This is a genomic window from Cryobacterium sp. M15, from assembly GCF_002929675.1.
Taxonomy (GTDB): Bacteria; Actinomycetota; Actinomycetes; order Actinomycetales; family Microbacteriaceae; genus Cryobacterium; species Cryobacterium lyxosi.
This window is the reverse complement of record NZ_PJJW01000040.1, coordinates 116,365-129,562: the sequence shown is the minus strand read 5'-3', so window position 1 is coordinate 129,562 and position 13,198 is coordinate 116,365. Positions and strand designations below refer to the sequence as shown.

14 protein-coding genes are annotated in these 13,198 nt (G+C 63.2%); 9 read left to right on the top strand and 5 right to left on the bottom strand.

Translation table 11 applies throughout. The features are described from left to right. The first annotated feature begins 4 nt into the window (after nucleotides 1–4). From CXY83_RS13790 to CXY83_RS13780, 4 genes are all read left to right on the top strand, one after another. A complete protein-coding gene (locus CXY83_RS13790; protein WP_104197901.1) occupies nucleotides 5–946 on the top strand; it encodes a ParA family protein in 942 nt (313 codons plus the stop codon). Beyond that, nucleotides 946–1,368, top strand: a complete 423-nt coding sequence (locus tag CXY83_RS18640) for a hypothetical protein (protein WP_369831170.1) — start codon at nucleotides 946–948, stop codon at nucleotides 1,366–1,368. Before CXY83_RS13790 ends, CXY83_RS18640 begins: the two co-directional genes overlap by 1 nt. Nucleotides 1,369–1,756: 388 nt before the next feature. Next, a complete protein-coding gene (locus tag CXY83_RS17670; protein ID WP_134572262.1) occupies nucleotides 1,757–2,470 on the top strand; it encodes a M50 family metallopeptidase in 714 nt (237 codons plus the stop codon). A gap of 35 nt (nucleotides 2,471–2,505) precedes the next feature. Next, nucleotides 2,506–3,156, top strand: a complete 651-nt coding sequence (locus tag CXY83_RS13780) for an SDR family oxidoreductase (RefSeq protein ID WP_104197899.1) — start codon at nucleotides 2,506–2,508, stop codon at nucleotides 3,154–3,156. Nucleotides 3,157–3,209: 53 nt separating this feature from the next. Here CXY83_RS13780 and CXY83_RS13775 read toward each other — a convergent pair whose 3' ends face one another. Both CXY83_RS13775 and CXY83_RS13770 read right to left on the bottom strand, forming a co-directional pair. Beyond that, a complete protein-coding gene (locus CXY83_RS13775; RefSeq protein WP_104197898.1) occupies nucleotides 3,210–3,815 on the bottom strand; it encodes a hypothetical protein in 606 nt (201 codons plus the stop codon). Nucleotides 3,816–3,885: 70 nt separating this feature from the next. Beyond that, complete coding sequence (locus CXY83_RS13770; protein ID WP_104197897.1) at nucleotides 3,886–4,617, bottom strand: YqjF family protein; 732 nt, start codon at nucleotides 4,615–4,617, stop codon at nucleotides 3,886–3,888. Nucleotides 4,618–4,794: 177 nt separating this feature from the next. Between CXY83_RS13770 and CXY83_RS13765 the strand changes: the two genes are divergently transcribed. Continuing rightward, nucleotides 4,795–5,976, top strand: a complete 1,182-nt coding sequence (locus CXY83_RS13765; protein ID WP_104197896.1) for a MarP family serine protease — start codon at nucleotides 4,795–4,797, stop codon at nucleotides 5,974–5,976. Between the two features lie 220 nt (nucleotides 5,977–6,196). Here the strand turns inward: CXY83_RS13765 and CXY83_RS13760 are convergent, their stop codons facing one another. Beyond that, complete coding sequence (locus tag CXY83_RS13760) at nucleotides 6,197–7,417, bottom strand: ammonium transporter (RefSeq protein WP_104197895.1); 1,221 nt, start codon at nucleotides 7,415–7,417, stop codon at nucleotides 6,197–6,199. Between the two features lie 157 nt (nucleotides 7,418–7,574). Beyond that, a complete protein-coding gene (zapE, locus tag CXY83_RS13755; RefSeq protein ID WP_104198103.1) occupies nucleotides 7,575–8,627 on the bottom strand; it encodes a cell division protein ZapE in 1,053 nt (350 codons plus the stop codon). A 154-nt stretch (nucleotides 8,628–8,781) separates the two neighbouring features. Here zapE and CXY83_RS13750 point away from each other — a divergent pair, with 154 nt between their 5' ends. Both CXY83_RS13750 and CXY83_RS13745 read left to right on the top strand, forming a co-directional pair. Then, the gene (locus tag CXY83_RS13750; protein ID WP_104197894.1) at nucleotides 8,782–9,687 is read left to right on the top strand and encodes a sulfurtransferase; all 906 of its coding nucleotides are present in this window, start codon (nucleotides 8,782–8,784) and stop codon (nucleotides 9,685–9,687) included. Further along, nucleotides 9,684–10,112 (top strand): SufE family protein, encoded by a 429-nt coding sequence (locus tag CXY83_RS13745; protein ID WP_104198102.1) that lies wholly within the window; start codon nucleotides 9,684–9,686, stop codon nucleotides 10,110–10,112. Before CXY83_RS13750 ends, CXY83_RS13745 begins: the two co-directional genes overlap by 4 nt. Here the strand turns inward: CXY83_RS13745 and CXY83_RS13740 are convergent. Continuing rightward, nucleotides 10,085–11,344 (bottom strand): S9 family peptidase, encoded by a 1,260-nt coding sequence (locus CXY83_RS13740; RefSeq protein WP_146069940.1) that lies wholly within the window; start codon nucleotides 11,342–11,344, stop codon nucleotides 10,085–10,087. The two genes, CXY83_RS13745 and CXY83_RS13740, sit on opposite strands and share 28 nt — an antisense overlap. 34 nt (nucleotides 11,345–11,378) lie before the next feature. On the opposite strand from CXY83_RS13740, the gene CXY83_RS13735 reads away from it, so the two are divergent. Next, the gene (locus tag CXY83_RS13735; protein WP_104197892.1) at nucleotides 11,379–11,969 is read left to right on the top strand and encodes a DUF3000 domain-containing protein; all 591 of its coding nucleotides are present in this window, start codon (nucleotides 11,379–11,381) and stop codon (nucleotides 11,967–11,969) included. Further along, a complete protein-coding gene (locus tag CXY83_RS13730) occupies nucleotides 11,962–13,164 on the top strand; it encodes an HRDC domain-containing protein (RefSeq protein WP_174722199.1) in 1,203 nt (400 codons plus the stop codon). Before CXY83_RS13735 ends, CXY83_RS13730 begins: the two co-directional genes overlap by 8 nt. The last annotated feature ends 34 nt before the right edge of the window (nucleotides 13,165–13,198 follow it).

The following is a 13,198-nucleotide window of genomic DNA, read 5'->3' as shown; positions in this document are numbered from 1 at the left end:
AGGAGTGGCCGTCGCCGCCTACACTCAACGTCAGCAGACGCCAGCTTTGGACCGTTTCAACCTCCAAACGACAATTGCCGTGATCAACGGGAAGGGCGGCGTCGGGAAGACGATACTCACAGCCAATCTCGGTGGGATCCTCGCAGCCTCCGGCTGGCGTGTACTTCTCGTTGATCTTGACCCGCAAGGCAACCTGGGTCTCGACCTCGGCTACCGCGGCACGCAGGGTGATGACTGTGGGCGCGAGCTGTCAACATCGCTGCTCACCGCCGGTCACCTACCGGTACCCCTCAGGGGTGTGCGCCCCAACCTGGACGTTCTCGTCGGCGGCCAAGCTTTGGAAGGTGCTGCAGCCCAGCTGCTCATGCAGGCAATGCATGACACCACCGCCGCTCGCCTTTCACTCGCGCGGGCACTTTCCCTGATCGCATCTGACTACGACATTGTGATGATCGATTGCCCGCCGGCATCCGAAGTCCTGCAATCGGCGGCTGTCGCCGCAGCAAAGTTTGTTTTGATCCCTGTGAAGCAGGACACCGCAAGCCTTGGCGGCCTGGAGATCACCGCGTCCCGTATCGAGCAGGTGGATGATTTGAACCCAGAGCTTGATCTACTGGGTGTCATCCTTTTCGATTCGGGGACTGGTGAAACTCGTGTCCGGCGCCACTTCCTTGACGAGGTTGTCGAGATTCTGAGGGCTGAATCTGAGCGAGAGCGTAGCTTCCCAACTCATCTTCGTCACGCCTCAGCTGCAGCCTCTCGCGCCCGACGCGAAGGTCTGCTTGTCCACGAGTTGGAGCAACAGGTTAACAACGCCGAGCCTTGGTATGACCGGGTGAAGAAGAATTTGGCTGACGCTGGCACGCAATCTGCGATCGATGTCGCTGGTGACCTCCAAGCGATCGCGGCTGAGCTTGTGCGGCGTCTAGCCGCGCGAGGCATCTGATGGCTGAACCCACGCGCACTGTCAGCCCGCCGCCTCGCGCTCGGATGGACGCGAGCCGGTTGCTGCCCAAGAACCAGGATGCTGACTTCCAAGCCAGCATGCCTGACCCAACAACACGCCAAGCCAAGCCAAGTTTGGCGTCTCCCGTGCCAGCGGCTTCACCCCTATCTTTCGTCCCGCCCTCTGAGCCGTCTCCAGCTAAACGGCGTCCAAATTTGACCGTTGATATTGACGCTGATCTCCGCGCTCGTGTGCGTGCCGTGTATTTGGCGACGCACCACCGGGAGGGTGAGGATACGTTCCAGGGGATGATCTGGAAAGTGCTTGTGGAGTTGTGCGAACGCCGTGAGCGGGATTACAACGCTGGCCGCCGGTTTGATGTCGGCGACGCGCAGCTGCGTCGTGGTCGACCGATTCGCTGACCGGACGACCACGCGAACAATCGGCGTTTTCGTCTCTGGTGCGCGGATCACGAATTTACCGCCGTCCGTCCCCTGGGTCGGGTCTGGAGGCGTACCTTTCAGCGTTTCAGAATCAGGTCATCAAGCAAGTTTCGGAGGCTCAAAAACACACAGAAAAAACACCAAATTCTGTGACCCCACTGAAAAGCCCTGATTTAGGCTGAACTAAAACCCCGTCTTTATGCGGGAGTACCCACGCATTCGGGGGTCATTTTTGGTAGCGCACTTCCTTCACACGGAAGAGGTCGTGGGTTCAAGTCCCGCATCGCCCACCAAGAAAACCCCCGTTCACCGGGGGTTTTTTCTTGTTCACCGCCTCGCGCGGTCGGGGCAACCTAGTCTGAGGGACATGGACGTACTCCTCGACATCTGGCAACGCATAACGACACCACATGCCATGCTGGAACCGCTCATTGCCTGGCTAACCGTGGCAGCAGCTGCTGTGATCGTGGTCTTTCCTCCGATGTGGCGCCTGGCGCGACACGTCATCACGATCGTGCACGAGGGCGGGCACGGTATCGTCGCCGTGCTGAGCGGGCGGCGATTGGGCGGCATCCGCTTGCATTCGGACACTTCCGGGCTCACCGTGAGTCGAGGACGCCCGACCGGCCCCGGCATGATCTTCACCCTGCTGGCCGGCTACCCGGCCGCAGCGCTGCTCGGCCTCGGCGCGGCCTGGTTACTCAGTTTGGGCTACGACGTGGGCCTCCTATGGGCACTTCTCGTGCTGCTGGCATTGCTGCTCATACAGATCCGCAACTGGTTCGGGCTCTGGTCGGTTGCCGTCACCGGCGCCGTCGTGTTCAGTGTCTCCTGGTTTGGGTCGCCCCAGGTGCAGGGTGTGTTCGCGCTGTTGGTCACCCTGGTTCTCCTTTTCGGCTCGCTGCGCACGTCTTTCGAACTGCAGCAATCCCGGTCGCGTCGGGGCGGCTCCTCGTCGGACGCCGACCAATTGACGAGACTCACCCACCTTCCGGGTATTTTCTGGGTGGCCGTTTTCATCGTCGCGCAAGTGGTCTGCGTTGCCCTGAGCGCCCGGCTGCTCGGCTTTGTTCGAATCTAGGACTCGCTTTCAGTCAATCGTGGGAGGCTGAATGCATGACAAAAATAGCGATCATCGGTGGACACGGAAAAGTTGCCCTCCACCTGGCCCGTTTGCTCACGACTGCCGGACACGACGTCTCCTCGCTCATCCGCAACCCCGAACACGTCGACGACGTCACGGCGAGCGGTGCAACGCCGCTCGTAGCGGATGTCGAGCACCTGTCGGTGGATGAGATGACCAAAGCGCTCGCTGGGCATGATGCGGTGGTCTGGTCCGCCGGCGCCGGCGGAGGAAGCGCAGAGCGCACGTACGCGGTGGACCGGGACGCGGCCATCCGCTCGATGGATGCCGCCGCTCAAGCCGGCATCAACCGTTACGTGATGGTGTCGTATCTGGGATCACGTGCCGATCACGGAGCCTCACCCGACAACGGCATGTTTGCCTACTATGAGGCCAAGGCTGCCGCCGATGACTATCTGCGCGCCACCTCGTTGAACTGGACCATTCTCGGACCGAGCACGTTGACCCTGGCCGCCGCGACGGGCTCCATCAATGTGGGCTCGAAAGCGACTGGTGACACCTCACGCGAGAACGTGGCGCTCGTTGCGGCGGCCGTGCTGGCCGACGACAATACCGTGGGCGCGTTCATTGAATTCGCCGACGGCGACGTGCCGATCGGCGAGGCCATAGCCGCTATCCACTAACAGGGCCAGAAGCTCACAGGCCCAGAAGCTCACAGGCCCAGAAGCTCACAGGCTCAGAAGCCGAAGTCGCCGCCACCAAAATCGCCACCGAAATCGCCACCGAAATCTCCGCCGGAGTCGCCGCCCGCATCGCTCGCGGAGTCCGCGTTGGTTTCGGTGTTGGCGTCTGCGCCGGCATCCGTACCGCCGGCATCCGTACCGCCGCCATCCATCGGCATAAAGGCGCTGACCAGTGCCGAACCAATGACGAATCCGGCAACGGTGCCAAGCAGTGAGCTGCCCATCATGCCGCCGAAGCCCATTCCGTTCTGTCCGTTCTGGCTTCCAAACGAGCGCGTCAGCGTTCCAGGCTGACGCAATTCAGCCCGGGTCGCGGCTTGGGCGAGCGTGGCCGGTGCGGCGTCCGCCGGGCGTTCGCTCGGTTCGACGTTCTCGGTGAGTTGGCGAAAGAGAATGTTGCGCTGCTCGTCAGTCAATTTTGAGAACGCTTCGCTGTGCACCTGTTCGATGGTTTCGGGTGGTGCCGTGCGCAGCAGGTACTGGTAGCGCTCGACCGCGATCTCATCCTCGCTGCGCGTGGGGGCGCCGGTCGAACGGTTTGACCTGTTGTCCGTGGGTGATTGCTCCTTGCGGCCCAGCAGAAAGTCAAGAAATCCCATGGTGTATTGCTCCTCTTGTGGATTTGTCTGTGACGATCATTTTTCCAGATCTTTCTGAGTGCTGGCGTCGTCACTTTCCCCGGCCGAACCAGGTCGTAACGCCGGGTGAATAAAGCACAGAATCGGGCGCGCGATCGGTGAGGCCGGCAAAACCAGCCGCGGCCAAGAGCGTGTCATCGAGACTGACCAGCTCGGCCCCGAACAAGGGCCACGGCTCGTGATGGTTGCGTAAATACACGGTCCGCCCACGGATATTGGTGAACAACGCCCATCGTGCGGTGAGAAAATCTGCCAGCGGATCATCAACGACAGCACCGGCACCTGGTCGCGCCACGATCTCTGAGCGCTTGGCATGGTTTCCGTGTCGCGTCGAGTTATACCGGTACTGGCCGGAATCAATCGTGAGTCGGGTGCGCGACCAGATGTAGGGCAACGAGAACAGTGCGCGGGCAGCCAGCACGGCCGCGAGGCGACCGGCCTCCAGTGATACAAACACGACACCGCGACGGCCCTCGGAGTCGACTGCATAGAGTCGAACATTCACTTCGACGAAGGTGCCGAAGTACGGAATCGGCGGGCTCCCGAGAATGGTGGCGCGATCGAGCACAAATGGAATCAGGCCGACCCAGCTCGACCCGTCGTGTTCGTCGGGGACGAGGCCTTTCGGCAACAACGGCGCGACCAGAGCAGCATCCACTCGCCAGTGCAGAAACACCACATGCGACCAGCGCTGGCTCGCCGCGGCCCTTCCGGCCAGGGGCGGTGCTATCGCGGAAATGGGATGTGCCTCAGCGTTCGCCATACGAATCCTTTCTCGATCTGCCTCACGGTACTCGCTGGGCACCCCCTGCGCATGTTGATCACCCGGGAATGCATGCAGGGAGGCGGTTCCGCTCAGCAATCGCGGAGGCGGCCTGTGTAAACATAAAGAAGACAAAATCGTCGCGCTGCACCACACGAACCACAGATGAGGAGACGAATGCCGGGTTCGACCGTTCTCGACCTCTTTCTCGTTCTCATCCTGTTTGTAGCCCTCGTCAATGGTTACCGCAGCGGACTGTTGCAAAGCCTCACCGGCATCGTCGGAGCCGTGCTTGGCGGGATAGCCGCCTTCTTCATCGTGCCCATCGTGGGTGCCTGGGTGCCGGCGGCCGAATGGCGCACTCCGGCCACGATCGCCGTGGCGATTCTGCTCGTCCTCATCGGCCATTCGATCGGTGTGTCGGTGGGTGGCATGTCCGGTAGCCAGAAACGGCGTTCCCCGCTCGGCACCCTCAACCGCGTGTTGGGATCAGCGTTTGCCGCTGTCGCCTCGGCCCTCGTCGCGTCGATGGTCGCATTCAGCATCGGCGCCCTGGGGATCCCGTTCCTGTCCCCCGCCATCGCCTCCTCCACCGTCGTCTCAGGAATTGACTCTCTCACCCCCGACCCGGTCAAGGCGTTCATGGCCGAGCTGCGCTCATTGGCCGTGCAGCAGGGTCTGCCGCGCATCGTCGACGCATTCGCGGGACCGGCACCGGATGCCGCCGAAGCCGACACGAGCAGCCCGGCACTGGCCGTGGCGGCGCAGTCGGTCGTACGCATCACCGGAACGGCCTACGCCTGCGGGCAGAGCCAGTCCGGCAGCGGCTTCGTCGTCTCTGACGGCCGCGTCGTCACAAACGCGCACGTCGTCGCTGGCGTGGGCCAGCCCGTCGTGCAAACGCCGGCCGGCGAAACGATGGCCGGCGAAATCGTGTACTTCGACCCGGTCGATGACCTCGCCATCATTTCGGTGCCCGGCCTTGATGCTGCACCCCTGACCGTCGGCGCAAATCTCCCGGCGGGCAGCGGCGCGGCCGCCGACGGGTATCCCTTCGGAGGGCCGTATGTCTCCGATCCGGCACAGGTCATCTCGATCGGCACCATCAGCGTCGCCGACATTTATGGGCAGGACCCGACGCCCCGCCAGGTGTATACCGTGGCTTCGGACGTGCAGCAGGGCGAATCGGGCGGACCTCTCCTGAGCGAATCCGGCCTGGTGGTCGGCGTTATCTTTGCCAAGGCGTCCAACACCGAGAACGTCGGCTATGCCCTCGCGCTGGAAGAAGTGCAGCCGGTTATCAGCCAGGCACCCGGTCTGAGCTCCCCGGTATCATCGGGAACCTGCGTTCGCGGCTGAACCACCGGTATCCGCTCGCTCGCAGAAACACAGCCCGCACCAGCTCTGCCCCGCACGAACTCTGCCCCGCACGAACTCTGCCCCGCACCAATGTGCTTCGCACGAACAGTGCGCGGACCAACGAAGCGCGCAACGCACGAAGGGCGGCACGGAAGCGGGTCAACCCGTATTCCGTGCCGCCCCATGCCAGGCAGACCGTTCACACTGACGAAGTCAGAAGCTAGACACGCTCGAGGGCGTAACCCTCTTCGCCGTGCACGCTCGTGTCGATTCCGGCCAGTTCGTCTTCGTTCTTGATGCGGAAGCCGATGGTCTTCTCGATCGCGAGGCCGAGCAGGTACGCGACGATGAAGGAGTAGACGAGAACCGAAAAGCCTGCAATGGCCTGCACCGCGAGCTGACCGAGGTCGCCGCCGGTGAAGAGTCCGGTGTTGATGGCGAAAAAGCCGAGGTACAGGGTGCCGATGATGCCACCGACGAGGTGGATGCCGACGACGTCGAGCGAGTCATCGAAGCCGAGCTTGAACTTGAGTTCAACGGCGAGGGCGCAAACGGCACCGGAGAGCCCGCCGAGCAGGAGCGCCCAACCCGGTTCCAGGTTGGCGCACGCCGGGGTGATGGCGACGAGGCCGGCAACAGCGCCCGATGCGGCTCCCACCGAGGTGGCTTTGCCGTCCTTGAATTTCTCCACGAGCATCCAGGCGAGGATGGCCGCTGCCGTGGCGCCCAGGGTGTTGATCACGATGATGCCGACATTGGCGAGGCCATTGAGCCATTCAGCACCGGCGTTGAAACCGAACCAGCCGAACCAGAGAATCGAGGCGCCGATGAGCACGAGCGGTACGTTGTGCGGTTTGGTGATGCCCTTCTGAAACCCGACGCGCTTGCCGAGGACCAGGGCAAGCGCGAGAGCTGCGGCACCGGCATTGATGTGCACCGCGGTACCACCGGCATAATCGATGACGCTCGGTAGGCCCAACGTTTCACCGAGCTTCATGATCCAGCCGCCGCCCCAGACCCAGGCTGCGACCGGAAAGTAGACGAGGGTCGCCCAGATACCCGCGAAGATCATCCAGGATCCGAACTTCGCCCGGTCGGCAACGGCCCCGCTGATGAGCGCGACGGTGATGATGGCGAATGTGGCACCGTACGTGGCACCGAGCAGGTCGATGCTACCCGTCTCTCCCATGGCGAGATTGCCCAGGCCGAAGTCGGAGAACGGGTTGCCGGCGAATTCGGTGGGACCGTTCACGGCGCTCATATTATAGCCGTACAGAATCCACAGGACGCTGATGAGGCCCAGTGCACCAAAGCTCATCATCATCATGCTGATGACGCTTTTAGCCTTGACCAGCCCGCCATAGAAGAAGGCGACACCCGGTGTCATGAACAACACGAGCGCGGTGGCGGTCAGCCCCCAGGCAATGCTTCCGGTTTCCATAGAATTGTCCTCACGCGTCTCAAATATGCAGGGCGTAGCACGAGGCGATCCACCTCGGATACGAGTCCAGTATCTGAGGTGACTGTTACAACAAACGTTCCGACGTGTTTCGTTGCGGTTACGGGCGCTGGCGAATTGTTAACGCCAGATTTCAGGGTCAGTCGGTGTGCGGCGGCAACTCTCCCGTAGTGAGGGCGACCATGCGAGACTGCGACCGCTGGTATTTCTTGCGATACCCGCCCGCCATCATCTCGTCGTCGAAGACCTCATTGAGCGGACGCCCACTGGCGACGATCGGAATCTCAGCGTCATAGACGCGGTCAATGAACGCGACCAGACGCAGGGCGTCCGACTGATCGGTCAGGAGAAAGACGCCCCGCAGAGCAATAACCTCGACGCCACGGATGACCTTGATGTATTTGGATGGATGCACGGTGCCCAGGTGACGAATCAGGGAACCGAAGTCATCCTCGGTGACCTTCGAACCACGCTCCAGCAGGGTGTTGACGAGGTGTTCACGTGCCTCAGGCTCAACCGCCACGGCCTGACCGGTGACGTTGCGGCGACGGTAGTCGAGACCGTCGATGCGCAGGGTCTCGAAGTTGGCGCTCATCGCCGAGATCTCGCGGAGAAAGTCCTGCGCGGCAAATCGGCCCTCGCCGAGCGAGTTGGGCGGGGTGTTCGACGTGGCGGCGACGCGGGTGCCGGTGGCCACGAGTTCGCCGAGCAGCCGGGTCATCACCATGGTGTCACCCGGATCGTCGAGCTCGAACTCGTCGATGCAGATGAGTTTCGCGCTGCGCAGCTCCTTGATGGTCTCCTGATAGCCGAGGGCGCCCACGAGGGCGGTGTACTCGATGAAGGTGCCAAAGTATTTCGGGCCGGTCGCGGCATGCCAGAGCGCTGCGAGCAGGTGCGTCTTGCCGACACCGAACCCACCATCGAGGTAGATGCCCGGCAGGTCGTCCTTCGCCTGTCGGCGGCGGGAAAAGAATCCGGCCGGCCGGGGGTTCACGAATTCCTGCAGCTTTTCAACGGCCGCGACCTGGGACGGGTAGTCGTGATCCGGCCGGTAGTTCTCGAACGAGGCGTGTTCAAACTGGGGAGGCGGCACCAGTTCGGCCACTATTTCCCGGCCCGTGATGCTCGGAGTTCGGTCGGCCAGTTGCGGAACCGTGTGGTGCGCCTTCTCGTGGGCCTCTGGAGCCATGCTGAAACGCCCGTTCTCGTTCATCGTGCTGCGAATGCGCAGTGTGTGCAAATGCGCTGTGTGCCGGCACCGCGTAGATTTATGGGGTGGACCAGATAAGCCTAATCCGCGGTCAACCCAAATCCGTATGCATCCGCTGCCCACTGGAGGTTACATGTCTGCCCCGTTCGATCCAACCGAGAAGTTTGCCACCTATGCCCACCCTTCCAAGCTGGTTTCCACCGACTGGCTGGCCGAACACCGCGATGACGCCGGACTGGTCGTGGTCGAATCCGACGAAGACGTCTTGCTGTACGAAGTGGGACACATCCCCGGCTCAGTGAAGATCGATTGGCATACAGACCTCAACGACAAGGTCAACCGCGACTACATCGAGGGCGCCGCATTCGCCGCCCTCATGAGCAGCAAGGGCATCACCCGCGACAGCACTGTGGTCATCTATGGCGACAAGAGCAACTGGTGGGCCGCCTACGCCCTCTGGGTGTTCACCCTGTTCGGCCACGACGACGTTCGCCTGCTCGACGGTGGACGCACGAAATGGCTCGCCGAGGCGCGCGAGATGACAACGGATGCGACCTCCGTCACCCCCACGGAATACCCGGTGGTCTCGCGCAACGACGCCCCGATTCGTGCCTTCAAGAACGACGTGCTCGCCCATTTTGGTAACCCGCTCATTGATGTGCGCTCCGACGAGGAGTACAGCGGCGTACGCACGACGATGCCCGCCTACCCTGAGGAGGGAGCCCTGCGCGGCGGCCACATTCCTACGGCAGCGTCTGTTCCGTGGGCCCTCGCCGCGGACGCCGACTCCACTTTTCGCACCCGCACCGAGCTGGACGACATCTACCGCGGGAAAGCAGGCCTGTCCGACGGCGACGACGTGATCGCCTATTGCCGCATCGGTGAGCGGTCGAGTCACACCTGGTTTGTGCTGACCTACCTGCTCGGCTTCGAGAATGTGCGCAACTACGACGGTTCCTGGACCGAGTGGGGCAACGCCGTCGCCGTGCCGATCGCGGTCGGTACGGCGCCGGGTACCGCGCCGGCACCGCGCCCATGAGCGCAGACCTGCTGGCGGAGATTCGGGAGGACTTTCTGGCACTCGAGCAGAAGGACCGTCTGCTCTTGCTGCTCGAGTTCGCCAATGACCTGCCGGAACTTCCGAAAAATTTTCAGGACCACCCCGACCTGCTCGAGCGCGTCGTCGAATGCCAATCGCCGGTTTTTATTTTCGTCGACCTGGATGCCGACGGTGCCTTCCACCTGCACGCCACTGCTCCGCGCGAGTCGCCGACCACGCGGGGGTTTGCGTCAATCCTCGCCCAGGGGCTCGACGGCCTGAGCGCCCAGCAGGTGCTCGCCGTTCCCGATGACTATCCCCAGTCCATCGGCTTGAGCGAAGCCGTCTCTCCGCTGCGCCTGCGAGGCATGAGCGCCATGCTTGGCCGGGCCAAACGTCAGCTGCGAGAGCGACTCGCTGCTTGAGGCGTTGGCAACTGCGCCAGCCAGGCTGCGATCTCTTCGTTCCACCGATCGGGGTCGTAGTTCCATAGCTTCGTGTGTCTGGCTTCGGTAAAAGCAACGAAGGTCACCATGTCGGGCCGTCGGTCGGCGAGTCGACGCGACCCGGTCGGGGGCACGAAACCATCGTCATCGCTGTGCAACAGGAGAACGGGACGGTGCACGTCGCCGGCGCGTTCCACAAAGTCGAGCCTGGCAAAATCAATGGGAGCGTCTTGTCCGGTCAGGCGCCGGGCCCAGCGCGCTCCCAGCACAACGACGGCGCCGCGGGCGACCAGCCTCGGCAACTTACGATCAGTGGCCTGCGCGTCAACAACGTCTCGCCAGTCGATGACCGGCGATTCCAGCACGACACCGACGATCAGGTCCGCGCGTCGACCGCGGGTCAGCGTCTGCAACACCACGGCACCGCCCATCGACCAACCCATCAGCACGATGCTCGTCGCACCGTGCGCGGCGGCGTAGTCGATGGCGGCGTCCACGTCGGGCCATTCGGTGTCGCCGAGGCCGTAACGGCGATCAGTGCTGGCGGGAGCGTCGCCGTCGTTTCGGTAGGAGACGAGCAACGAGGTGTAGCCGGCCGCGTGAAACACCGGCACGGCCCGTAAAGCCTCCTCGCGGCGCACGGCCCGGCCGTGCACCTGGATCACCCACCCTGTCGAGCGGATGGCGGCATCCGCTGGAACGAGCCAGGCGGGCGCCGGCCCCACGGGAGTGCGAATGATGACCTCAGCCCAGGCGAAACCAAGGTCGGTGGGGCTGGTGTACAGCCAACCGCTGAACCGCCCTCGGCGGGCAGCGGCGAGGTCGCCGTAGTCCACCGTGAGGATGCGCCGGGTGACGGTCGCGGCCGAGCGCGCGGTAATCTCACCGATGCGCGCATGCCCGGTGCCCGAGCTGAAGAAGAAGCTGTAGTCACCCGCAAGGACGGAATCGCGATGGCGTTGCAGTGTGATCGTGCCGCTTGGCAGGTCGACTGCAACAACCCGGGTGTCATCGGTGCGGGGTACGGGCGGTGTCACAATGGTCTTCGCCATGACCCCCGCAAGTACACCGACGGCACCGACGATGGCCACGGCAGAGCCGGCGATGACGATGCCGGTGCCGCCGAGAATCGCGCGCAGAACGTGATCATGACGCCTGTTTGGGGGCTGTGGGTCGTGCACGTGCACCTCCGACTGATCGGCGTGCCTCACGGACAACACCCAGAAAAAACTCTAGTCTGCAGACGTGCCCGAAACGGATCAATCGCTCCCCGCGGAGTTTGCTGCGGCGTTGACAGCGATTCGTCGTGCCACGAGCCGAGCCGAACTGGTCGTCACCGAAATTGCCGCTCCCGCACAACTCGCCCCGTATTCGATCGCCTTGGCTGCCAATATCAGACCGGTGCGGCACGGCAGCGACTCCGAACTGGGAACCGGCCGATTCATCCTTCTGTACGACCCGGAGGAACCAGAAAGCTGGAATGGCGCCTTCCGCGTGGTCTGTTTCGCGCACGCTCCGCTCGAGGTCGAGATCGGGCTCGACCCGTTCTTGGCCGAGGTCACCTGGACGTGGCTCGTCGATGCCCTCGACTCGCGCAAGGCCAAGTACACCGCGGCCTCCGGAACGGCGACTAAAATAATTTCATCAGGCTTTGGCGCACTCGCCAAACAGGGAGATGGTGCGCAGATTGAGCTGCGTGCGTCGTGGACGCCCCTGAATCACAATCTCACCGCCCACGTCGAGGGGTGGGGCGAGCTGCTATGCATGCTCGCCGGACTCCCTCCCGCTGGGGAAGGAGTCAGCATGTTATCAGCACGCCGAGCAGCCCGTGGCTGAATCGCACCACCATGTCATTGACACTCGCGAGGCCTACCTCGCCGCGACGGCCGCTCTGGCCGCCGGGAACGGGCCGGTTGGTGTCGACGCAGAACGGGCATCCGGTTTCACCTACTCGCAACGCGCGTACCTGATTCAAATTTACCGACGCGGCGCTGGCACCTTTCTGTTCGACCCGCCGCCGATCGGCAACTTCAGCGAGTTGAACGATGCGCTCGCCGACGCCGAGTGGGTTTTGCATGCCGCGAGCCAGGATCTCGCCTGCCTGCGCGAGGTCGGACTCGACCCGGCCCACATCTTCGATACCGAGCTCGCCGCCCGGCTGCTCGGCATCCCGCGGGTCGGGCTCGGCACCGTGGTGGAAGAGCTGCTCGGAATCCACCTCGCCAAAGAGCATTCTGCCGCGAACTGGTCGACCCGGCCACTGCCCGAATCGTGGCTGGTGTATGCCGCTCTCGACGTCGAGCTACTGCCGGACCTCCGCGACCGCATGGTCGACCTGCTCGTCGAGTCCGATAAGACCGACATTGCCGACCAGGAGTTCGCCGCGACCCTGGCCAAAGAGGCCAAGGCTGCGCGCATTGATCCCTGGCGGCGACTGGCGGGCATCCACTCCCTGCACGGGCAGCGCAATCTGGCCGTTGCCCGCGAGTTGTGGCTTGCCCGTGATGAATTCGCCCGTGACGTCGATGTCTCCCCCGGGCGCCTCGTTCCCGACGCTTCCTTGCTCGCCGCCGCACGCGTGCTGCCGGCAACGAGACAGGCCCTGGCCGATTTGCGCGAGTTCAGCGGTCGTGCCAGTCGCACGGAACTCGAACGCTGGTGGGCCGCCATTGAGCGCGGTCGCACGGCGACCGACCTGCCAGCGCTCAAGGCGATCAGCGATACCCTGCCGCCGCCGCGGGCCTGGGCCGACCGCAATCCGGAGGCCGATGTGCGCTATCGGGCGGCGCGCGCTGCGCTGCAGACTGTCACGGATGAACTCGAGATTCCCCTCGAGAATCTGCTCACTCCGGACTACCTGCGTCGGGTGTCGTGGTCGCCGCCAGAACCGGCTGACACGGCATCCGTCGGGCAGGCCCTCAGTGTTTTAGGAGCCCGGCGCTGGCAAATTGACGTGACCGCACAATTAATAGCGGATGCTTTTGTAGAGATTCCACAAACAGCCGATCCCATCTCGGATCTGAAGTCGTAGAAACCTGCAAACGATTCGAGAGGCCCATTTGAGT